At 53.0% G+C, this 23,024-nt stretch carries 19 protein-coding genes; 10 read left to right on the forward strand and 9 right to left on the reverse strand.

Features of this window, described 5'->3' with window-relative positions; genetic code table 11:
- Positions 1-50: 50 nt before the first annotated feature.
- The 3 genes from ACRRUX_RS15550 to ACRRUX_RS15560 form a co-directional block, all read right to left on the reverse strand.
- Positions 51-974, reverse strand: coding sequence for an LpxL/LpxP family Kdo(2)-lipid IV(A) lauroyl/palmitoleoyl acyltransferase (locus tag ACRRUX_RS15550; protein ID WP_432532001.1), 924 nt, complete (start codon positions 972-974; stop codon positions 51-53).
- Between the two features lie 32 nt (positions 975-1,006).
- A complete protein-coding gene (locus ACRRUX_RS15555; protein WP_432531963.1) occupies positions 1,007-1,282 on the reverse strand; it encodes a hypothetical protein in 276 nt (91 codons plus the stop codon).
- A 380-nt stretch (positions 1,283-1,662) separates the two neighbouring features.
- Positions 1,663-2,712 (reverse strand): alpha/beta hydrolase, encoded by a 1,050-nt coding sequence (locus ACRRUX_RS15560; protein WP_432531965.1) that lies wholly within the window; start codon positions 2,710-2,712, stop codon positions 1,663-1,665.
- 660 nt (positions 2,713-3,372) lie between these two features.
- On the opposite strand from ACRRUX_RS15560, the gene hldE reads away from it, so the two are divergent.
- Complete coding sequence (gene hldE, locus ACRRUX_RS15565; RefSeq protein WP_432531967.1) at positions 3,373-4,803, forward strand: bifunctional D-glycero-beta-D-manno-heptose-7-phosphate kinase/D-glycero-beta-D-manno-heptose 1-phosphate adenylyltransferase HldE; 1,431 nt, start codon at positions 3,373-3,375, stop codon at positions 4,801-4,803.
- Positions 4,804-4,853: 50 nt separating this feature from the next.
- Positions 4,854-5,810: a hypothetical protein gene (locus tag ACRRUX_RS15570; RefSeq protein ID WP_432531969.1), complete on the forward strand. Its 957-nt coding sequence runs from the start codon at positions 4,854-4,856 to the stop codon at positions 5,808-5,810.
- On the opposite strand, the gene ACRRUX_RS15575 is transcribed toward ACRRUX_RS15570, so the two are convergent.
- The 4 genes from ACRRUX_RS15575 to ACRRUX_RS15590 form a co-directional block, all read right to left on the reverse strand.
- The gene (locus ACRRUX_RS15575; RefSeq protein ID WP_432531971.1) at positions 5,781-6,050 is read right to left on the reverse strand and encodes a hypothetical protein; all 270 of its coding nucleotides are present in this window, start codon (positions 6,048-6,050) and stop codon (positions 5,781-5,783) included. The genes ACRRUX_RS15570 and ACRRUX_RS15575 overlap by 30 nt on opposite strands.
- 245 nt (positions 6,051-6,295) lie before the next feature.
- The gene (locus ACRRUX_RS15580) at positions 6,296-7,678 is read right to left on the reverse strand and encodes an NAD(P)(+) transhydrogenase (Re/Si-specific) subunit beta (RefSeq protein WP_432531973.1); all 1,383 of its coding nucleotides are present in this window, start codon (positions 7,676-7,678) and stop codon (positions 6,296-6,298) included.
- A gap of 6 nt (positions 7,679-7,684) precedes the next feature.
- Complete coding sequence (locus ACRRUX_RS15585; RefSeq protein ID WP_432532003.1) at positions 7,685-7,960, reverse strand: NAD(P) transhydrogenase subunit alpha; 276 nt, start codon at positions 7,958-7,960, stop codon at positions 7,685-7,687.
- Positions 7,961-7,968: 8 nt separating this feature from the next.
- The gene (locus ACRRUX_RS15590; protein ID WP_432531975.1) at positions 7,969-9,165 is read right to left on the reverse strand and encodes a Re/Si-specific NAD(P)(+) transhydrogenase subunit alpha; all 1,197 of its coding nucleotides are present in this window, start codon (positions 9,163-9,165) and stop codon (positions 7,969-7,971) included.
- A gap of 367 nt (positions 9,166-9,532) precedes the next feature.
- Here ACRRUX_RS15590 and ACRRUX_RS15595 point away from each other — a divergent pair, with 367 nt between their 5' ends.
- From ACRRUX_RS15595 to ACRRUX_RS15615, 5 genes are all read left to right on the forward strand, one after another.
- A complete protein-coding gene (locus tag ACRRUX_RS15595; protein WP_432531977.1) occupies positions 9,533-11,311 on the forward strand; it encodes an assimilatory sulfite reductase (NADPH) flavoprotein subunit in 1,779 nt (592 codons plus the stop codon).
- A gap of 66 nt (positions 11,312-11,377) precedes the next feature.
- Entirely contained in the window at positions 11,378-13,069 is a 1,692-nt protein-coding gene (gene cysI, locus ACRRUX_RS15600) for an assimilatory sulfite reductase (NADPH) hemoprotein subunit (RefSeq protein ID WP_432531979.1), read from the forward strand.
- Positions 13,062-13,823 (forward strand): phosphoadenylyl-sulfate reductase, encoded by a 762-nt coding sequence (locus ACRRUX_RS15605; RefSeq protein ID WP_432531981.1) that lies wholly within the window; start codon positions 13,062-13,064, stop codon positions 13,821-13,823. The genes cysI and ACRRUX_RS15605 overlap by 8 nt, the downstream gene beginning before the upstream one ends.
- A gap of 661 nt (positions 13,824-14,484) precedes the next feature.
- Positions 14,485-16,083, forward strand: coding sequence for an AMP-binding protein (locus ACRRUX_RS15610; protein WP_432531983.1), 1,599 nt, complete (start codon positions 14,485-14,487; stop codon positions 16,081-16,083).
- Positions 16,084-16,220: 137 nt separating this feature from the next.
- On the forward strand, positions 16,221-17,459 hold the full coding sequence (locus ACRRUX_RS15615) for a diguanylate cyclase (RefSeq protein ID WP_432531985.1): 1,239 nt from the start codon (positions 16,221-16,223) through the stop codon (positions 17,457-17,459).
- A gap of 60 nt (positions 17,460-17,519) precedes the next feature.
- On the opposite strand, the gene ACRRUX_RS15620 is transcribed toward ACRRUX_RS15615, so the two are convergent.
- Together ACRRUX_RS15620 and ACRRUX_RS15625 are read right to left on the reverse strand one after the other, a co-directional pair.
- Positions 17,520-19,577 carry a bifunctional 2',3'-cyclic-nucleotide 2'-phosphodiesterase/3'-nucleotidase gene (locus tag ACRRUX_RS15620; protein WP_432531987.1) on the reverse strand — a complete coding sequence of 686 codons (2,058 nt, stop codon included), beginning with the start codon at positions 19,575-19,577 and terminating at the stop codon, positions 17,520-17,522.
- Positions 19,578-19,702: 125 nt separating this feature from the next.
- Positions 19,703-20,287, reverse strand: a complete 585-nt coding sequence (locus ACRRUX_RS15625; protein WP_432531989.1) for a hypothetical protein — start codon at positions 20,285-20,287, stop codon at positions 19,703-19,705.
- Between the two features lie 270 nt (positions 20,288-20,557).
- Between ACRRUX_RS15625 and ACRRUX_RS15630 the strand changes: the two genes are divergently transcribed.
- From ACRRUX_RS15630 to ACRRUX_RS15640, 3 genes are read left to right on the forward strand one after another with little or no spacing between them, the layout of a single operon-like run.
- On the forward strand, positions 20,558-20,941 hold the full coding sequence (locus ACRRUX_RS15630) for a BlaI/MecI/CopY family transcriptional regulator (RefSeq protein WP_432531991.1): 384 nt from the start codon (positions 20,558-20,560) through the stop codon (positions 20,939-20,941).
- Positions 20,938-22,140, forward strand: a complete 1,203-nt coding sequence (locus ACRRUX_RS15635) for a M56 family metallopeptidase (protein ID WP_432531993.1) — start codon at positions 20,938-20,940, stop codon at positions 22,138-22,140. Before ACRRUX_RS15630 ends, ACRRUX_RS15635 begins: the two co-directional genes overlap by 4 nt.
- Positions 22,141-22,146: 6 nt before the next feature.
- Positions 22,147-22,803, forward strand: coding sequence for a hypothetical protein (locus ACRRUX_RS15640; protein WP_432531995.1), 657 nt, complete (start codon positions 22,147-22,149; stop codon positions 22,801-22,803).
- The last annotated feature ends 221 nt before the right edge of the window (positions 22,804-23,024 follow it).

Below are 23,024 nucleotides of genomic sequence, written 5' to 3' on the forward strand. Positions count from 1 at the left end.
GCGGGCTGTCCGCTGATAGCGCCGCATCCTCAACCATTTAGCGCCGAAAATCAATACAGGGACACATCTTCTTGATGGGGGCGGGTTTTGAAGCGCCGGTGCAGCCACATGTATTGCGCCGGATTGCGACTGATCAGCTCCTCGACAATGGCATTGCCGCGGATGGCGTCGCTGACTTCATCATCGCCGGGGAAATTGTCCAGTGGCGGCATCACCTCTATGGTGTAGCCGTTATCGTCGGCGTTACGTTCAACGAAGAAGGGCAGCACTTTGGCTTTGCCCAGTTTCGCCAGGGTGGTGCCGCCGGTAATGGTGGCCGCTTGCTTGACCGCAAAGAAAGGAATAAATACCGCACTGGAGCGGCCAAAGTCCTGATCGGCGGTATACCAGATCACCTCTTTATCCCGCAGACAGCGCACCATCTGGCGCAGATCCCGCTTGGGTACCAGCGCCTTGTTGGAGCGTAGCCGGCCTTTGACCTGTAGATATTCCATCACAGGGTTATTATGGGGCCGGTAGACGCCGACGCCGGGCTGGAACTGACCGAAAATCCGCGCACCCATCTCCAGCGGCAGGCAGTGCACTGCAAATAAAATCACCCCATGACCATCGGCGATGGTTTGCTCGACATACTCCCGCCCTTTGATAGTCATACGCGCCTGAATTTGTGCATCAGACAGCCACCAGGCGTTGAGAGTATCGAAAATCGCCTTGCCGGTTTCCTCGAAATTTCGCTGCAGCAGTTGTTGCTGCTGCTCGGCAGTCAGCTCGGGAAAGCACAGCTCAAGATTGCGTCTGGCGGTTTTTACCCGTCCTTTGACCAGTTTCATCGCCAAACGGCCAATGGTGGCGCCCAGCTTCATCTGCAGGCGCATGGGCAGCAACAGGATAAGACGCATCAGACCCACACCCAGCCAGAGCAGCCAGAATCTTGGGTGGCAAAGTTGCCGGGAAAATTGTGAAGCGGTAACCACTGTGTCCTCTGTATCCCTGAGAAAATCAGTGCTCATTCTAACGTCAGATTGGTTTGTGACCAATCAGTAACTTGCAACAGAAAGTACTGAGCAGACCATAGCGATTTTTTGACCGGTTTCGTTCGGTTTGCCCTCTTTGGTTTTTTGCTGGTATCTGTATTTTGAATTGGCCAATATGCATTTGGCTGGATGTCGCATGAGTCCCTGCGACGCTCGACGCTGACGGGGACACCTGGGAGATGACCAAGCTTCGCCTGGCGAAAGTCGTGGGTATGTACATCCATATACAAAGCCAGTTCGTCATCCATGACTCTCGCTCTTGAGCTTATCGCTGCGCGATACTTGCCCATGTCTCGCTCACATCATTTCATCCAACACCTCTCGGCGTCTCCGATGGGGAAAGGGGGCAAGCTACAGTTGCGGATTAACTCACTTGGGGACTGGAGTTATTTTGGGCAAGATAAGATATAACGGTTTACCAACTGCTAACTGTTACAGTGAGTTTACGAGCGAACTTAAGCAACGTGTGTGTGAATTCCTCTCTAAATAAGAGATCCTAATTGTGCTACACATGCATTGTGACCATGCCGCCTAGCATCCCACTATCATGGGACTTGCAGCACAACGGCATGAAAATGTGCTGCTTCGCGGCGATTGAGCTCAGTGTTCAACATTTAGGAACAGCTATTTAGCCACTACATCTCTGATGATTTTTAACCTGATTACATATTTCGTTAAGAATAGTCTCGCCAGCTTCTTTATACCCATTGCCAAATAAATAGTCAGAAATTTCAAATAGTGAATCTATGCCTTCCGATGTTTGATTAATGGTAAAAGCTATGTATTTGTTAAGTTCTTCAGTCGAATTATCAGAAATTGCATAGTGAGCGGTTAGTTTCTGTAAAGTTTCTTTTGGAACTAACACCTCAAATCCAAATTTATCAGATAAATCAGCATAGTGTTTTTTTAACCCTTCTAAGCCTGAAATCTTTACTTCATAAGTAGGCTCCCAGCCAGCGAACGTTGACTGCAGAGCGTACTGCATAGAAGGGTGTTTAGTCGTTCTGTGGGTTTGTTCTGGAAATTTTTGGAATTCAAAAGAGCCTTCCAACAGATTGTTTAACTTTTGCGTTAATTCAGTAAAAGGGGTTTGCATGTGCTCACCTTCATTTGCGATGGTGAGCGTAGGTGGTGCTTTTCTTTTTAACGCTTCAGAATTTGATTTAGAGATCAAGTCTACTATGTAACCATCATCAAGTGAGGGACTAAATGCAAAGTATTTCGAAAAATGCTCATTGTTACTCAACCAATAATCCAATACGAAACGACCTGAATTGGAATGTCCAGATAAAATGCGATAAGGAGCAACCCGATAGTTCTCATTAATATATGGAACGATTTCTTTTGCTAAAAAGTTAGCAAAAGGTGTTATTTTTCCATTGTCAGGGCTAAGTTCTTTGCCCTTACTTTCGATGCCGACAACGATAAAGTTTGGAATTTCACCCTCTAATAGATCAATAGTTGATAGAGTTGAAAGCATGTCCCATTGACCGTGTAAAACGTATAGCACGGGATATGAATTCTTTTCATTGTGATATGTCTTTGGAAGTTTTATTAATAATTTTCTTTCTTCCCCAAGTGAATTGGACGGTAACTTAATTTGCTCAGCTAATATTAAATCTGATGCAATTGAAAGTTGTGAGCAGAGTAAAATAAAACTAAAAAGCAAAACTCTCATTTATAACTCTCCATGTTGATGAAACCTTAGACATGTAACATGTCTTATACCGAGGCTCCCTGTTTATCTGAATAACAAGACCTCTTGCTATCTCGCTCTATTCGTCACGGTTAACGGATATAAACTACCAGTCGCTGGCTGAAAAATCGACACTTCCTGACAAATCAGTAGATATGAGTGAAGTCGTAAAATTGGATAACAGAAGCAGCTTACTACTATCTCTTTTTTACTGGATAACAGCGGTATAAAAGCGACTCTAGGGCATAAACAACATACTCAGGAGTTGCATGTTGCATCTTGTCCCCGTCCGAAGTTGCCGGAGGGAAATGCATTCAATAGTAAGCCTCGTCAGGGATGACGAGGCAGGCACCGTAGAAGCATGGATGCTGATTCGGTGTCGATTGAGTGTATTGAATGTATTTCACGATGGGTAACAACTTCGGTTGGGGCGGCAGGGGGATTGCAAAGGGGGCGAAGCCGCTTAGTCCCCTTTGCCCGGGTGTGGGCTGGAAGCCCACGACTTCGACCAAGCACAGCTTGGTTATCAGCTTGCTGCAGGCAAATGAAGCGAAGCTTCACCGCTACCCCCCACTGTGATAGCGCAAACTATCCCAGTTGAGTACAATCAGCCCCAATTTACACAAGATTAGATTGAGCGCTATGAAGGTTACTCTGCCAGCATTTGAAAAAGCCCGGGTATTGGTTGTGGGCGATGTGATGTTAGACCGTTACTGGGTCGGCCCAACCGGGCGTATCTCCCCTGAGGCACCTGTGCCTGTGGTGCAGATTAGTCAGGTGGAGGACAGACCCGGCGGCGCGGCCAACGTGGCGCTGAACATCGCAACCCTGGGCGGTCAGGTGCAACTGGCGGGCCTGGTTGGCCAGGATGATACCGCAGCGGCGCTGACCCGTGGCATCGAGGCTCAGGGCGTATCGCCGCGCTGGCATGAGGTAGCCGACAAGCCCACTATTACCAAGCTGCGCGTGCTGTCGCGCAATCAGCAGCTCATTCGTCTGGATTTTGAGCAGGCCTTTGCCCGGGCGGACAGTGATGCGCTGCTGTCCCAAAGTGAGGCGCTGCTGGGCAAGGTGGATGTGGTGGTGCTGTCTGACTATGCCAAGGGCGCGATTGCCGATCCCCGGGAGTTTATTGCCCGCGCCAATGCCGCAGGTGTGAAGGTGCTGGTAGACCCCAAAGGTTCAGATTTCAGCCGCTATCATGGCGCATTTTTGCTGACCCCCAATATGAGCGAGTTTGAGGCTGTGGTTGGTAAGGTGACCTCAGAGGCCGATCTGGTCGCCAAAGGTCACGCACTGCTGGAGCAGCATCAGCTGCAGGCGCTGCTGGTGACCCGCTCTGAAAAGGGCATGACGCTGATCACCCGTGATCTGCCTGAGCTGCATATTCCTACTGTGGCGCGTGAAGTGTATGACGTCACCGGTGCCGGTGATACCGTGATTTCAGCGCTGGCCACGGCGCTGGCGGCAGGCAGTGCGCTGCCACAGGCCTGTGCTATTGCCAATACCGCGGCCGGTGTGGTGGTGGGCAAACTCGGTACCTCCACTGTGTCGCGCATTGAGCTGATTGAAGCGCTGAATCTGACTCAGGGCGAGTCAGGTTTCGGTGTGGTCAGTGAAGATCAGCTGGCCTACGCCCTGGAGCAGGCCAAACTGCGCGGTGAGCGGGTGGTGATGACCAATGGCTGTTTCGATATTCTGCATGCAGGCCACGTCAGTTATCTCAAAGAGGCCCGCAAGCTGGGCGATCGCTTGATTGTGGCGGTAAATGATGATGACTCTGTCCGTCGCCTTAAGGGCGATGGCCGCCCGGTGAATCAGGTTGAGCGCCGCATGGCGGTGCTGGCCGGTTTGGCCGCGGTCGATTGGGTGGTCCCTTTCAGTGAGGATACGCCGCAGCGGATTATCGCGCGCTTGCTGCCGGATTTGCTGGTCAAAGGCGGTGACTATCGGGTCGATGAGATCGCCGGTGGCGCCGAAGTGATAGCGGCAGGCGGCGAAGTCAAAGTGCTTAACTTTGAAGACGGAATCTCGACCACAGCGATTATTCAAAACATCATGTCCCGTCAGTGATGTTGACCGGGGCGCTGCTGGCTGCGGGGCTTTGGCTGGGATTGGATGGAATGCCACTCCAGCCGGAGTGGTCAGCGCCCGCGCCCCGGGCACTTGTGTGCGAGCTGGATACGCTTACTTCCTGTCTGGCGCAATTACCTGCGTCTGCCCGCGTCTTGCTGTTATCCCCGAACGAAATACGCCATGCCCTTGGGGGGCGCAATGCCATGGCGTTGCCTATGCCAATGGCGCTGCCTGAGTCCCCAACAAAGGCTACGTCCCCTTTGGCGCGCCAGCGCGCCACTCAAATCGACAATGATCCCCAACCCGCCGGTGTGCCAGCGATTCGTGCGTCTCAAGGTGCTGATATTGCCGGCGTGGTGGTGCTGGATAAAGGCAGTGGGCCTGAATTTATTCAGACCATACTGGATGGCCGTGCAGTTCATCTGGATCTTGTGGACCAGCAGCAATTGTCGCTGTGGCATGAGCTGGGGCATCTGGCCATCTCCCGGCTGGACTATGGTCACCATTACTCGCCGAATCAACATGAGTCTTTGGCCGATCTGTATATGCTCTGGCTCAGTGCCCGGCTGGATGGCGACTTTCGCTTTGGTTGGCAGCAGTATCACAGACGCAATCTGGCGTTGATCAACGACCGCATTCATCTGAGCCACTGGAGCGTGCCTGTGCTGTATCGCGCCATGAGTCTGCTCAGCGTGGCGCAACTGGCGTCATTTACGGATTTTGCCGGGATAGTGTCAGCATTGGCACTTGAACCCGGCGGCGCAGGTTGGCTCAATGAGGACGATTTGGCGGAATATGCCAGCCTGGTACAACGTGTGTTTGGTCAGGGGGTTGTGCAGCCGCTGCCAGGTTATCTTTACTGGCGAAGGCCGCAATTGGGGATTTGGATGGGGCCGACGCTGACTCACTTATTGGGTGATGAAAGAGCAGCCCGGCTGATGGCCGGACATGCTCTTCAAATTGATTCTGACGTTTCAGTGGGGCCGCAATTGAATGTCAGGTGAGAAATTGATCTCCCCCTGCGCATCTATGGTTGCCACCTGCTGATTCAGCCGCGCGATAGCCATACATTCAGTCGAATACGCATTGCGGACAAACAACAACTCATAGCCGAGTTTGACCAGGCTATAAAACGCGAATTGTTGCGCCGGGTTTAATCTTTCCCAATGATCGATGGGCGCTTTTGTCGTGACTCTCCTGTCACCGGCATTCAATGGCTGGCTGTTTGCTGCTATTGATTGCATCTTACCTCCTGTAACTATGCCCCCGGGCGGGAAGGGCATGTTGCTTATTGCCACGTAAAATATAAAGTAATTGAATTATAAGTATTTATTTTATAGCTTGTTTTATTGTTATGGACTTATATAAGCAGTTGAATAACTAATGTTCAAGTGGAAAGTGGCTGGTGCTTATACAAATTGGTTCTATTGGCACGTTGGATGACAGGTATAAAAAAGCCGGCTTATGCCGGCTTTCGTAAAGAGACAGATTAATCTGCTTCTTTAAGGTTCTGGGTTAACTCAACGATTGCCTTCTTACCATCGCCGAACAGCATCAGGGTGTTGTCCATGGCAAACAGCGGGTTGGGCAAACCGGCAAAGCCTGGGCTGAGTGAGCGCTTAACCACTACCACTGTGCGGGCCTTGTCGACGTTCAGGATCGGCATGCCGTAAATCGGGCTGCCTTTGTCTTCCCGTGCCATGGGGTTGGTCACGTCGTTGGCGCCGATCACAATGGCGACGTCAGTCTGCTCAAACTGCGGGTTGATCTCGTCCATCTCCACCAGCTGCTCATAAGGCACTTCGGCTTCGGCCAGCAACACGTTCATGTGACCCGGCATACGACCGGCCACCGGATGAATGGCGTACTTCACGTCCGCACCACGGCTTTCCAGCACACTGGCCAGATCCCGCACCGCATGCTGGGCCTGCGCCATCGCCAGACCGTAACCGGGAACAATCACCACCCGCTCGGCGGTTTCCAGCAGCATGGCCACTTCCTCTGGTGAAGAGGCTTTCACCTTACCGGCATACACTTCATCGGCATCAACGATAGTGCCGCCTTCCGCCATCACCCCGAACAGCACGTTGAACAGCGAGCGGTTCATGGCTTTACACATGATCTGGGTGAGGATGATACCGGATGCGCCCACCAGCGAGCCGGAGACGATCAGCACAGTGTTGCCTGTGATAAAGCCTGTGGTTGCCGCGGCTATACCTGAGTAGGAGTTCAGCAGGGCAATGACCACCGGCATATCCGCGCCGCCAATAGGCACGACCAGGAAGATACCCAGCGCCAGCGCCACGGCCACCAGAATGTAGATGTTGGTGAGGTTGGCAGGTTCGGTCACCATCAACACACCAAGCACCACTGAGGCAATCAGCAATGCTGCGTTGATCACCTTGTTGCCAGGAACCCTGATGGGATTGCCGGAGATCAGCTCCTGCAGCTTGGCAAAGGCCACGAACGAGCCTGACAGGGTGACGCCACCAATCAGCACAGTGGCAGCGATGGAGATGAGTGCGACTGTGTGGGTGGCAGACTCAGGATCGATAAAGTTGGCCAGGGCGATAAACAGTGAGGCCCCACCACCAAAACCGTTGAGCAGCGCCACCATTTGCGGCATGGCGGTGACCTGAATTTTCACCGCCATAATGCCGCCGATCACCGAGCCCACCAGAATACCGGCGATGATCCACTCATAGCTGATGATGCTTCTGTCCAGCAGGGTGACCACCACGGCGATGAACATCCCCAGTGCTGACAGTTGGTTGCCGCGCACCGCGGTGCGTGGCTTGGTCAGACCCTTAATCCCCAGAATAAACAGACTGGCGGCAATCAGGTAAGCCAGATAAATAATTGTTGTACTCATATCGGCTTACTTCCTCTTGAACATGGCGAGCATGCGGTTGGTGACCAGATAGCCGCCGACTACGTTAATGGTGGCCAGCACCACAGCGACAAAGCCCAGAACGTTAACCCACCAGCCAGCGCCGCTGCCGGCTGCCAGCAGGGCACCGACCAGCGAAATACCAGAAATAGCGTTGGAGCCTGACATCAGCGGGGTGTGTAGGGTGGGCGGCACCTTGGTGATCAGTTCAACCCCGAGGAACACGGCGACCACGAACAGGGTCAGCAAAAGCAGCAGTGATATTGATTCCATTATTCTGTCTCCGTCTCAGTCGGGGCCTGAGTTTGTGGTGCGGCCAGCGCAGGCAGTCCCGCCAGTTCTCTCAGTCGGCTGTTGATCAACTCGCCGCCGTGGCAAACGACTGTGTCTTTGATGATTTCATCGTCGAAATTCAGTTGCAGCTTGCCGTCATTGTCCAGCAGCAGCTTGAGCAGGTTTTCCAGGTTGGTGCCGTACATCTGGCTGGCATGGGTGGCAGCAGTACCTGCGATGTTTTTCGGTCCCAAGATGGTGACGCCGTTATACAGCACCACTTCTCCGGCCTGGGTCAGCTCGCAGTTGCCGCCGGTTTCAGCGGCCAAATCCACAATCACAGTGCCCGGCTTCATGGCATCTACCATTTCCCGGGTCACCAGCACCGGCGCTTTACGGCCCGGAATTGCGGCGGTGGTGATCACCACATCCTGCTGCGCCAGTACGTTGGCCATAGCCTGCTGCTGACGGCGAATAAAGTCATCGCTCTGCTCAGCCGCATAACCGCCTTTGGTTTCAGTGTTTTCGGCCTCAATATCCAGTTCTACCGGTTTGGCACCCACAGACAGGATCTGTTCGCGGGCGGCCGGACGGATATCATAGGCTTCCACTACGGCACCCAGGCGTTTGGCGGTGGCGCAGGCCTGCAGACCGGCAACACCTACGCCCATGACGAAGGCGCGACAGGGCTTGAGGGTACCGGCGGCGGTCATCATCATAGGGAACAGGCGTGGGGCGTACTGGGCCGCCAGAATAACGGCTTTGTAACCGGCAATGGTGGCGATGGAGGACAGCACATCCATGCTTTGTGCCCGGGTGATCCGCGGGATCAGCTCCAGCGCTATGCTGGTCATGCCGGAGGCGGCAGTGCCGGCCAGTGCCTGATATTGCACCAGCGGATCCATCATACCGATAACCAGTTGTCCGGGGCGGCTGTGAGCGGTGACTTCGTCCAGTTGTTCACCTTTGGCGTTCACCAGCGTGATGATGTCTGCGTCTTTGAGCAGGGCACTGCGGTCTGTGACCAGGGTTGCCCCTGCATCAACATACTCCTGATCAGGATAACCGGCAGCGACACCTGCTCCGGCCTCGACGAGCACCTGTATTGGCTTTTTCATCAGTCGGGAAATATTGGCCGGGGTCAGCGCAACCCGGGTTTCCTGACTGACAGTTTCTTTGGGCAGACCTATCTTCAACGGGATAACCTCGCAATTCAGAAATTAATGGATGTGGCAGCAGTTCCCCGTGGCTGAAAACCGGGACGACGGGTTGACAACCTGGCAGCAAGTGCGGGGAGCTGACCGACACCTTCCTTGGGATATTGGTCACAGAAAGAATTGATATTGTGGCAAGCCTTTCTTTTTCCACAAGCATTTCCCGGTAACCTTGACACAAATTCACTCACCAAGAATGATTTGTTTGCACTAGGTCACAGATTTTGTAGCGCAAAAAATCTACATCGCATATACCAAACAGTAATAAAAGATTAAATTTTATTCTTTTTTGCCTGTGGTGAACCCAGATAAGCTGACGCCATTACAGTGTCACAGGACCGCGTTTACCATGTCGTTAAAGGAACTTTCTCAATTCAATGCCTTGCTCTCTGCCTCTCAGATGACGCAGTTGACGCAACTTGCCGCTGAACTCTCCCCGCTGCAACTGGCCTGGGTCAGTGGCTATCTTGCCGCATCTGCTGCGGGCATTGCCATCTCTTCGCCAGAGCAGCCACAGGCTCAGACACTAACAGTGCTGTACGGCAGTCAGACCGGTAACAGTCGGGGGATAGCCGAAACCCTGGCCCGTCAGGCTGCCGAGGCGGGCTGGCAGGTCAGCCTCAGTGCTACCGGCGATTTCAAACCCAAGCAACTGAAAGATGTTGGTTTGCTGGCGCTGGTGGTCTCCACCCATGGCGAGGGGGAAGCGCCGGATGATGCCATTGAGCTGCATCAGTTTCTGGCCTCGAAACGGGCGCCAGGGCTTGAGCAACTCCATTATGCTGTGCTGGCGCTGGGGGATTCCAGCTATGAATTCTTCTGTCAGACAGGCAAAGACTTTGATGAGCGGCTGGCTGCCCTGGGGGCGAAGCCACTGCTGCCGCGGGTGGATTGTGATGTGGACTATGAGGCTGCGGCTGCGGACTGGCAAAGCCGGTTGCTGCAGGCGTTGGCGCCGCATCAGACGAGCATTGCATCCGCTCAGGCAAGCCTGACATTGGCACAGACCCAGACTTCAGCCTACAGCAAACAGCAGCCATACAGTGCTCAGGTGCTGGTAAGCCAGAAAATCACCGGCCGCGATTCCGCCAAGGACATACGTCATGTGGAGATAGATCTGGCGGACTCAGGCCTGAGCTATCAACCCGGAGATGCGCTGGGCGTGTGGTTTGACAATCAGCCTGAGCTGGTTGATGAGTTGCTGGCGTTGCTGGCGTTGGATGCGCAGGCACAGGTTGAGATTAAAGGCGTCAGCCAGTCGCTGCGTCAGGCTCTGCAGAGTGACAGGGAGCTGACCCAGCTCAGCCCTGCCTTAGTGCAGGCGTGGGCAGAGCTTTGTGGTGATGAGTCATTGCGCGCTGTCGCGGCGAACAAAGATGCGGTCAGAGAGTTTATTCAGCAGCATCAACTGGTGTCACTGGCTCAGCGCTGGCCTGTGTCTTTAAGCGCGCAGGCGCTGGTGGACTTGCTCAGACCACTGACCCCTAGACTGTATTCGATTGCATCCAGTCAGGCCGAGGTTGACAGTGAAGTACACCTGACGGTGGCGCTGGTGGCGCAGCAGCAGTACGGTCAGCTGCGATTTGGCGGGGCGTCAGCTTATTTGGCCCGTGCCCAGGAAGGGCAGAGTGTCAGGGTGTTTGTTGAGCCCAACAAACATTTCCGCCTGCCTGATAATCCGCAAACCCCTGTGGTGATGATTGGGCCGGGTACTGGCGTGGCACCTTTCAGGGCGTTTTTGCAACAACGCGAGGCCGATGGCCTGAAGGGCAATACTTGGCTGTTTTTCGGTAATCCGCATTTTGAACAGGATTTCCTGTACCAGACCGAATGGCAGCAGTACCTCAAATCCGGCGTGCTGGAACGGCTTGATGTGGCCTTCTCCCGGGATCAGGCTGACAAAGTTTATGTGCAGCATCGCATTCGTGAGCAGGGCGCGCTGTTGTGGCAATGGCTGGAGCGTGGCGCACATATCTATGTGTGTGGCGACGCCAATCGCATGGCCAAAGATGTGCAGCAGGCGCTGCAGGAGGTGGTTATCACCCATGGCGGCAAAACCGAGGCAGACGCGCAGGCTTATCTGGAGTCACTGCGCGCAGACAAGCGCCTGCAAAAAGACGTGTATTAAGCAGCAAAACAACAGTATATATCGGTCGCGGCCAGCGCGGCGACCCAGTGAGCAGGGGCATCAGCCATGAGTGAGCAGAAGTTAGCAGTCAACGAATACCTCAAGACCGACAGTGATTATCTGCGCGGTACCATCAAGGAAGGACTGGCCAGTCAGGTGACCGGCGCGTTCAGCGATGGCGATCAGCAATTGATTAAATTCCACGGATTTTATCAGCAGGATGACAGGGACCTGCGTAATGAGCGTAAGGCGCAAAAGCTCGAGCCGCTGTACTCATTTATGCTCAGGGCCCGGGTGCCGGGCGGGGTCTGCAGCCCTGAGCAATGGCTGGGGGTGGATAAGATTGCCAGCGAGCTGACCAGCTCTCATTCCATTCGCCTGACGACCCGCCAGACTTTTCAGTATCACGGTATCCCCAAGCGCAACCTGAAAACCATCATTCAGGGGCTGGACAGGGAGGCGCTGGACTCTATCGCCGCCTGCGGAGATGTGAACCGTAATGTCATGTGTAACCCCAATCCGGTGGAGTCAAGGCTGCACGCTCAGGCGTTTGAGTGGGCCAAGAAGCTGTCAGATCATCTGCTGCCCCACACCCGCGCGTATGCGGAGATCTGGCTGGATGAAGAAAAGCTGCTGTCGACCGAGGAAGAGGTCGAGCCTGTCTACGGTAAAACCTATCTGCCGCGCAAGTTCAAAATGGCGGTGGCGGTGCCGCCGGATAACGATGTGGATGTGTATACCAATGATCTGGGCTTTATCGCAGTGGCTGATAACGGTGAGCTGGTGGGTTTTAATCTGGTGGCCGGTGGCGGCATGGGCTCAACCCATGGTGAGGTGGAAACCTTCCCCCGTCTTGCTGATGATTTTGGCTTTATTAAAGCCGAAGACACCCTTAAATTCGCCGAGGCGGTGATGACGGTCCAGCGCGACTGGGGTAACCGGGTCAACCGTAAACGCTCGCGCCTGAAATACACCATAGTGGATCATGGCTTTGAGGCTTTTAAGGCGGAAGTGGAAAAACGTGCCGGCGTGGCGTTTGAACCTGTCCGGGAGGTCACTATCGGCGATCGTGGTGACAGGTATGGCTGGGTCAAGGGGGTGGATGACAAGTGGCACCTGACGCTATTTATCGAAGGCGGGCGGATTAAGGACTACCCGGGCAAGCCACTGCAAACCGGGATGCGCGAACTGGCCAGGGTTCACAAAGGCGATTTCCGCATGACCTCCAACCAGAACATCATCATTGCCGGAGTGGATGAGCAGGATAAAGCACAGATCGAGTCGATTGCTGCCGCCCACGGCCTGCTGGTGAATGTCAGCCCCAGCCGTGGTCACTCAATAGCCTGTGTGGCGCTGCCAACCTGTCCGCTGGCAATGGCTGAGGCCGAACGTTACTTCCCCGAATTTATGGACAGAATTGATGAGCTGCAGGCCAAACACGGCATTGCCGATCAGCCCATAGTAGTGCGCATGACCGGCTGCCCCAATGGCTGTGCCCGGCCGTTTGCGGCTGAGATTGGTTTGGTGGGTAAAGCGCCGGGTCGCTACAACCTGTACCTGGGGGCCAATTTCGAGGGCACCCGTCTGAATAAAATGGTGCGCGAGAATATTCAGGAAACTGAGATCCTGGCGGCTCTGGATACCCTGTTTGCGGCTTATGCCGACAAGCGGGAAGCGACAGAATCTTTTGGTGATTACTGTGTGCGCAGTGGTGTGGTCAAACCTGTTATTGATGCTGCGAGGGACTTCCATGGCTGATATTCACTATCCTGACAGCCCCTTTACGGCGCAGCAGTTGGCTGCTGTGCTGGAGGGGGGCGATCACCGCGCGCTGCTGGCTCAGGTCAATGACTACCTGGCGGCGCTGAATGCGTCGCAGCGCATCGCCTGGGCACTGGACTTTCTCCCAGGTAACCATGCCGTGTCTTCCAGCTTTGGCATTCAGGGGGCACTGATGTTGCACCTGATGATACAGCAGCGCCCGGAGATGCCTGTCATTCTGACGGATACCGGTTATCTGTTCCCCGAGACCTACCAATTTATTGATGAGCTGGCACAGAGACTGACATTGAATTTGAAGGTGTACCGCGCTGCTATGTCGCCAGCCTGGCAGGAAGCCAGATTCGGCAAATTGTGGGAGCAGGGGCTGGATGGGCTGGAGCGATATAATCGGCTGAACAAGCTTGAACCCATGCAGCTGGCGCTGCAGGAGCTTGAGGTGGGCACTTGGTTTGCCGGGCTGCGCCGCAGTCAGTCCTCTACCCGGGAGGCGTTGCCTGTACTTGGGCTGCAATCCGGTCGCTTTAAGATGTTGCCTGTGATTGATTGGAACAATAAACAGGTACATGAATACCTGACAGAGCATGACCTGCCATATCACCCCTTGTGGGAGCAGGGCTATGTGTCAGTGGGAGATACTCATTCAACCCGGCCGTTGGAGTTGGGGATGAGTGAAGAGGATACGCGTTTTAACGGCCTGAAACGCGAATGTGGATTGCACTTTGATATCTGATGGCTATACAGAAAAAGTATGATTTTCTGATGGTTGCAAACAGTTAAGGTCAATTTTTTACGGGTGTGGATAAAAATCCTGTGCTGTGTGAACGCCTGGTTAAATGTAATTAATCTTTATAATATAGTAAGTTAGTTGTGTTAATCTCAGCGTCATTCATACTTTTGTACATTTTTACTAACATGGTTATACACAGGTTTCAAGATTGTTGTATAGTCATAACTCCCGTAGATGGTTTGGTAAACAGATGCTGGGTCCTCAGTTGAGTGTTCTCGCTGGCGCAACCCAACAGGAGGCTTCCGACCTGTTTTAGGTGACCGGTTTGGTGACCACAGGTTCTCCTCCGGATTCAGGGATGAATCCTTGCAGATGTTTACAAAGCCACAGCTGCATTATGCAGCTTCTTGATTGGTTGGACTTGCTGGCGCATGGCAAACTAATCAAAGCAAACTTCCCCGGACAGTGATCGTCACCACTGTCCGGGGAGGATGCCAGTATCCACGTCATTCGTTGCCGCTTTATCCAATCCTGTCAATTTTCAAAAGTGCTTGTAAAACAAAAGATAACTCCTTATCTAGGACCGATCTTTGTTGACCTTATGTTGTGCTTGCAACTAATCTGATGGTTCCATCAACACAAGAATAACAATGGAAGGTTCCCGATGGTTTTTGATACGGCATCTCATCTGGATACCAGCAGGTATCAGACACTGCCTCATTTGTTGGAGACAGCAATCACCCGGTTTGCGGATAAACCAGCGTACGCCTGTTTGGGGAAAGCACTTTCTTTCAACGAGATAGACAGTTTATCGCGGAATTTTGCGGCTTACCTGCAGCATTCCGGCCTGCAGGCTGGCGACCGCGTCGCCATTCAACTGCCCAATTTGACTCAATTTGTCATTGCAGCTTACGGCGTGCTGCGCGCCGGTATGGTGCTGGTCAACACCAACCCCTTGTATACCGAGCGTGAGCTTATCCATCAATTCAATGACAGTGGTGCCAAAGCATTGGTGGTGCTGTCAGATTTGTTGCCAACGCTGGCCAAAGTGGTCAAAACCACACCGGTTGATCTGGTGATCTCTACCCATGCACTGGATCTGATTGATCCTCAGCCACAGCCTAAAACCGGGCTGAATAATGTGCCATTTTTAAAGGCGCTGGAGATCGGCAGTGGTCAAACGCTTGAGCCTGTGGCATTGACTCAGGATTCATTGGCTGCGCTGCAGTACACCGGCGGTACTACCGGCCTTTCCAAAGGGGCAATGCTCAGCCATGGCAACCTGATAGCCAATGCCCTGCAGTGTAAATCCAGACTGGGTAATAAATTGGTGGAAGGAGAGGAGATCTTTGTCGCGCCTTTGCCTATCTATCACATCTACGCTTTCCTGGTGAATCTGGTGCTGTATTTTGAAAGCGGTGGTTGCTCGGTACTTATTCCCAATCCCAGAGATATTCCCGGGATGATAAAGACCCTGAGCAAGTACCCATTTACCGGCTTTGCCGGACTCAATACTCTGTTTATCGGTTTGTGTTATCAGCCGGATTTCCAGAAGCTGGATTTCAGTCACCTGAAAGTGACCATATCCGGTGGCACAGCGCTGACTGAAGCCGCCTCGGATCTCTGGCGGCAAACCACAGGTTGTACCATCAGTGAAGGTTACGGATTATCTGAGACTTCACCTGTGGTATCGCTCAATTGTCCCGGCAAAGAAATGTTGGGCACCATTGGCATGCCGGTTCTGGGGACTGAAGTGAAGATTCTGGATGACAGCGATCAGGAAGTGCCTTTGGGGGAAGTTGGGGAACTGGCTGTACGTGGCCCGCAGGTGATGTCCGGATATTGGCAAAAGCCTCAGGAAACGGCCAATGTGTTCACTGCGGACGGCTTTTTCAAAACCGGGGATATTGCCATTGCACTGGAAAATGGTATGCACCGGATTGTCGATCGTAAAAAAGACATGGTGAATGTCTCCGGATTCAATGTGTATCCCAATGAAGTGGAGAATGTTCTGGCTGCGCATTCCGCAGTGATGGAGTGCGCGGTGATAGGTGTAGCTGACGAGCGCACCGGTGAAGCCGTGAAGGCGGTGATAGTACTGACTCAGGATACTCCGCCATCTGATGCAATAAGAGAGTCCATTGTCGCCCATTGCCGCGGGCAGCTGACCGGTTATAAAGTGCCCCGGCACATTGAGTTTGTCGCGCAATTACCAAAAAGTACCGTGGGTAAAATCCTGCGTCGGGAATTGCGTCACTCCTGATATGATAGCCACGTTAAAACAGCGGGAATTTTCCCGCTGTTTTTGTTTACTGCCCGGTCGGTCGCTTTAGCTGGTTAGTGCACCCTTCTTGGGCTCGTTTCAGGTTGCATTGCACCTGCAGGTTATTATTTGGAACTATGAACTTTACCGGACTGTTTAAAACCGCCGGATGGCGAATTGTGCTGCAACTGATCGCCGCCGCCAGCCTGTTGCTGCTGTTGGATCCGCTGAGGCAACTGACGGCTCCTTATCCTGAATTATTGTTGCTGGCCCCTTATGTGTTGATGCTGCTGGCATTGTTGCTCAGTCAGCTGTTCAATCAACAACGCACCGGCTTTTTGGTGGTGCTGACCTTACTGGCTTACATCACGGTTCAGTTTAAACTGCAGCAGCCATTGACCGGGGTTGAAACCCGGCTTATTTACTATCTGCTCACGCTGCTGATGCCGATCAATCTGTTGTTGGTACTGGCGATGCCGGCAAGACGCTTATTGTCGCCCGGAGGCGCAGGATTTTTACTGTGGATTGTCTTGCAGCTGGCTCTGGCAAGCTGGTTGACGCAGGCCATTGATGCCGGGCAGCTGCAGGAGTGGCAGCAGAGTTATCTGATTATTCTGCCGCAGATCAGCGCGACTATGCCTTTGCTGTTACTGCTGCTTGGACTGGTGGCTTTGTGTGGTGCGGCGCTGGTGATGAGTTATCGCAATCTGGGAGAAGACATGGCAGCGCTGACTTGCCTGATTGCGCTGATGATTACGCTGACCCGATTGCAGGAGCCAATGATCTCCTCGCTGGCATTTGCGCTCTGTGGCCTGCTGCTGATCATCAATCTTATCTATCGCAGCCACGAGCTGGCATTCATTGATTCGCTGACGCAAATTCCCGGACGGCGGGCGCTGGAGAATGAAATGAAGCATCTGGGCCGCCATTATGCGCTGGCGATGATGGATGTGGACCACTTCAAGAAATTCAACGACACCTATGGGCACCGGATGGGGGATGATGTACTGCGATTGATGGGCAAGTTGCTTATCCGTTATGCCGGTCGCGCCAAGGTCTATCGCTATGGCGGTGAGGAATTTACCATGCTGTTCAAGGGCAAGGATGCGCGCCAGTGTGAGGCCCAGCTAAATGAATTTCGCGAAGCAGTGGCGGCTTATCCTTTGGCGATCCGTGATGAAGACCGGGAGAAGGATGACGACAAGGGCAAACGGCAGCGGGGCAGCAAGTCAAAGGTGAAGACAGTCACAGTGACTATCAGCATAGGAGTGGCGGATCACGCTGATGGAAAAAGCCCATCTGACGTGATGAAAGTGGCCGATGAGCTGCTTTACAAGGCCAAGAAAGCGGGCCGAAACTGCGTGGTGACCCGCTAGCGAACATGAATTGCAGCGCCTGTAAACTCAGGCGCGTTGTAAACGCAGCTGATACCCCGATCAGCGCTCCCCGGACATGTCCAGCTGATAGACGGCGAATCCGGATTTATCAGCTTCCAGTCTGGTCATGCTCCGGCGGCTTTGCTGCTGCACAAATTCTGCAGCGCGGGCATTGTCCGCCGTAGTCACTTCGACCTTGAGCGAAGGATTGTCAATGTTGATAAATCCCCAGTTGTGGTCAGCTCTCGGGTTCACTTCACCATACTGATTGCTCTGGGCTTTGATGTAGTTTGCCAGCACGTCGCGGTTATTATCGGGCAGCTCCATGACCACATGGGTCGGCCCTGTGCCGGCAAACTGACCACCGTAAGCCCGGTAGTTGTTGGTGGCCACGATAAATTCACTGGCGGCAAACGCCTGGCCACTGATTATTTGTCCATCATCCGTGGTATAGCTCAGGCTGCTGATCCGGCTGGCATCCGGGTTCACCGGGTGGCACTTATCATCAAATTTACTGGGCTCAGTGACATCAATCCGATAGCTGACGCCGTCAATCACATCAAAGTTATAGGTTGGATGACTGTGATTAATCAGCCGTTGCGGCTGACTGCTGTTGCGGTCAATCCAATTGAACTGATTGGCACTGCATTCCAGCCAATCCTTCAGCTCTGCACCTGTCACTTTTACAGCCACCAGCGTGTTGGGATAGAGATAAAGATCGGCGGCGTGCCGGTATTTCAGTTCTCCGGCATCCACTGTCACATATTGGGCGGCATCCGCTGCCGTCTTATGGCGCCCTCCGGCTTTGAAAGGTGCGGCGGCCGACAGAACCGGAAGTCCTGCCAATGCACGGCGTTCATTGTCCGGCAATGCTGCAATGGCCTGTTTAACCCGGGCAATCTGGGCATCGGCAACTATCTGCACGCTGGGATCATCCTGCAATAATGCCAGATAGCTGTATACAGGACTGCTGGCCCTGCCAATAGGGGTATCGACAAAGGCAAGCGTTTGCCTGTGTTCATCGGCAACGCTGGCATGAATATGGGGTGATGCCTCAACCAAAGGGCGTTTCTCCGTATTGTCGAAAATTGCTCTGGTCTGGCTGCTGGCTTCGGTCACCTGCCATTTACCGTCAACCTGTGTCAGGTCAAGATCCACCATGCCCAGATTATCGCCCCAGCGACCAGGCATGACGGCCGGAACGCCATTGAGCAAACCTTTGTTGATATCGGTATTGGGTAATGAGGCGTAGTCGGGGTGCGGAAATACCGCGTGGCTGTGGCCAAACAAAATGACGTTTATGTCCTGTACCTGACTCAGTGCGTAACTGGCATTCTCAGCATTTGGGTCATTGGGCGCAGTGGAAGAGCCTATGCCTGAATGAGGAATGGCTATCACGATATCTGCGCCGGCCTGCTTCATCTGTGGCACATAGCGCCTGGCAGAGTCGACAATGCCGGTGGCATAGACCTTACCGTGCAGATTAGCCCTGTCCCACTGTGCTATCTGAGGCGGAACGAAGCCGATATAGCCGATATGCAGTGTATGTTGATTACCCAAAGTATCAGTGACTTGCGTGGGTTTAATTATCCATGGCTGAAACAGTGGCCGGTGTTTTTTCACCCCAGGCCAGCAGTCATCAACTGCGCAATACACATTGGCACTGATATAGGGAAAATTCGCTCCGGCGGTGGCTTGCCTGAGAAATGCCAGGCCATAGTTGAATTCATGGTTGCCAATATTGCCGACAGTATAGTCAAGGGTATTCATGGCTTTGTAGGCCGGGTGATGTTGCCAGTCGCTGAGCGGCAGCGAGGCAATATAGTCGCCCATAGGGCTACCCTGCAGCAAATCGCCATTATCAACCAGTACATGATTGACCTTTTCGGCTCGGGCTGCCTGGATCACCGATGTCACGCGGGCAAGACCAATAGTCGGATCCGATTTGCCTTTGAAATAATCAAAATCCATCAGATTCATATGCAGATCTGAGGTTTCCAGTATCCTCAGTTCTACGTGTGGATTTGCTGTGTGCTGATGAGTGCTGCATCCCGCTGCCAACATCGCCGTGAATATCGCAGTCGCCGCTATGCTCTGCTTCCCTGTTACTGCTGTCATCCTGTTTTCCCTGCTGTCAGTCTGTGCGCATTATAGGCAGCGGAGCTGGCGGATTGAAGGTCGGAGAAGCACTGAACTGTTACCTGACATTTCTGTTTTCCTTCGATATCGGGCAGGAGGTGGTTCTACTCATTTCTGGGTCTGCTCAGAATAACCAGCTCAAAGTACTTGTAGCGGGTCGCCAGAGATTTCTTTAAAACCAGATAGCTGATCCAGAAGTTGACAGGCCAAACGGCGATAGTGAATATCCATTGCAGAGAGCTTTCCGGTACGCCAAACAGCGCAAGAACGAAGAGAAAGACAAAGGCGAATGGAACACCTGCTACAACTCCAATCGCTATGGTCCAGAGGGTGTAATGTAACCAAACCCTTAAGGCAACATGGGAAGGATAGGCTGACTTAAAAAAGCCGGAGTCCATAAACTCTTCATTAAATGCCTTGGGCTTGGACATGCGCATTGCAATCTCTTGCTGGAGCTCATTTGTTCTGTCAGGAAAGGCATCTTTGTCAATGCCACGAAGTGCCTGATTCAGCTCCTCGACCGAATAGTTGGAGTAATCGGGCCTCGGCATTTCAACTCGTTCCGGGTCTCGTGCAGCCAATTCTTGCCCAATCAGTTCGGCGCGTTCCGGATAAGCTTCCTTATCGATAGCATCCAGAGCTTCCTGCAGATCAGTAATAGAGTATTCAGCGTAGTTTGGGTGTTCCATCCCTATGGCTTCCGTAAATAACACATAGGAGCAACGATGGCACAGTGAATGTCCGGTGACAATAAGTTACAGCTGACATCCTTGCTGCTACTGGTTCTCATAGCTTTGGCATACCCCTCACTACCATTTCCCATCCTTTTGGATGAATTTTGAACTACCCTCTTGTTCTCATTGACTACAAATGTAATTTTAAATTTGGATTACGTTTGTAGGCAAAGACCTGTTAACGCATAAGAGTTGCTGCCGTCTAATGGCTGAATGAGGGACAGGATGAACGAGATAAGCAATGCAGAGCTGGTGGTGCTGAACCTGCTGTGGCAACGGGGTACATTAACCTCTACTCAAGCGGTTGAGGCGCTGCAGCAAACGGATGCAGGCAAAGACTGGCATGAAAAGACCATCAAGACACTGCTGAGCCGTCTGGTAAAAAAACAGGCTATAGGGTTTGAAAAGCAGGGACGGGGTTACTGTTATTTTCCTCTGATGGAGCAGGAGCGTTATCAACGACAGGCCTGCCAGTCTTTTATCGACAGGCTGTTCAGCGGTCGATTGGCGCCTTTGGTGGCAGGATTTGCCAAAGATCACACCCTGACGGCAGAAGATGCTGCTGAGCTGCAAAAGCTGTTGGATGATTGGAAGGATAATAACTCATGATGGCATTGTTGACTGCTCAGTTTATTGGTCTGACTCTGGTTTGTGTGTTGTTGCTTATCTCCAGTCAATACCGGGCAGACTACGGTGCCAATATGGCCTATCTATGCTGGTGGCTGGTGCCATTGCAGTTGCTGGCAGGCTTGCTGGTTGCTCTGGTGCCATCCTGGTTTGCTGTCACTGAAACTCCGTTGCTGGCTGCCAAAATCAGCTACTACAGCGTAAAAGTTACTGCCGGAGAGGATGTTGGCTTCTCCTGGTTTTGGCCCTCATTGTTATTGGTATGGCTCGGCGGCGCCGCGCTGATGTGGGCAGCAGCCTCGGTACAATGGCTCAGGATCAGGAATCTGTTGGCTGGTGGTCAGGCTGTTGAACTTGCGTCCAGTCCGCTTGCAGCGTATCTGGTGGATACCGACTCCGCTATGTTGGCAGGTGTGCGCAATCCCATTTTGCTGTTGCCACGGACTTTTCCAACTCTGTCAGCGTTTGAGCAACAAAGTATTGTCAGTCATGAACTGGTGCACTGGCGCCGCCGGGATATTCCCATCAACCTTATCGCCTGGGGCTTGCTGAGCCTGTGTTGGTTTAATCCCATCTGTCACCTTGCATATCGCCGATTCCGTCAAGAGCAGGAACTTGCCTGTGACGCCAGCGTTTGCCGAAATTTTAATAACGATCAACGTATTGCCTATGGCCGTTTGTTGTTGGCTCAGGCTCAATCCAGACCGCTGGCCATGCTGGCGACCCAAAGCAGCAACAAACACACACTCAAGGAGAGAATCATGCAGCTTAACAACCACAAGATGACCGGCAAGAGTTTGATTTTGGTGTTGGCACTGATGAGCCTGATGGCGGCGATTGCACTGATGAGCAGTCAGCAGTTGATCGCCGGGGAGAGCAAGCCGACTGAGCATCCAAACCCAACCGCACGCATTGAGCCTGTCTATCCAGCCAAGGCCGCGGAAGAGAGGTTGGAAGGTTATGTGCAGCTGGCTTTTGATATTACGCCTGCGGGTAAAGTGGAGAACATCAGCGTGCTGAAGTCGTTGCCAAAAGGTGTATTTGACCAGTCGGCGGTCGAGGCGCTGGCGCAGTGGCAGTACGAGGCCAGTAGTGATGGCGCGTCAGGCAGTAAGGTACAGCTGGATTATCTGCTCGCGCCTGCGGATGAAGTTGAGCGCATTTCGGTTACCGCCAAGTGATTATCGATGAAATATTTGGCATTGCTGATTGCCCTTGGATTATCCGGCTGCTGCGCAACACCTGTGGTGTATCTGCAGTACGGTGATAACCCCGGGTTGGCTGATGAAGTAAAACAGCGGCTGGAAACCCGGGGAGTGGATGTACAGCTGCTGGAATCCCCTTTGCCATACAGTACTGCCAAGGCTGAGCTGCTGATCCATCCTTTGCTAAATGGCGGTGACTTGCTTGAATTGGTGAAACAGAGCCTGCAGGAAGCGGGCCTGGCAGATATCTCGGTAAACGACTTCAATCACTCCAAGCATTTTTATACGCCGGGCCATCTCGGGATTTATCTGCCCAGACAGCAAACCCGTTTACCTGTGGTGATGCAGACCCGGGATTGTGGCGAGATCCATGCAACGCTTGAGCGCTTGAGTGATACCCAGGTTATCTTGGAGATGGCGGCGCAGCCCCAGGATATCTCCATACAGGGCACTTATGTAATGACAGGAGATAAGGGAGTGTTAACCCTGGGGGAAGTCAGATATGCCTTTACCCTGATGGAAATTGAAGTGGACACCTTGTTTGGTTTGCGACCGGCTGACCTGATCCTATTGGAGTCCGGCTCGCCGCGGCGTCAGGCCTTTGACCAGTGTGAATTTATCACAGTGTACGGCGGCTAAAAATCGAATAGAGATGGCTTCAGCTGAAGTGCTGCAACACCTGAATGCAACAGCACGCTGACCGTTCACAGAGAACCTGCGTATCGCCGTGAGCCTGCTCTGGGGGAAAAGGCTGACCACAGACTGCGGCCGCTGTGTGGGCAGTGATATCGCCTTTTGGCTCAGTCAGGAGTTTAAGGTGCAGGCCTTTGATATTGAGCCGGAAGCCTTTGCCTGTTGTA

Origin of the sequence: Shewanella sp. GXUN23E (assembly GCF_050865035.1) — a bacterium.
Classification (GTDB): domain Bacteria; phylum Pseudomonadota; class Gammaproteobacteria; order Enterobacterales; family Shewanellaceae; genus Shewanella.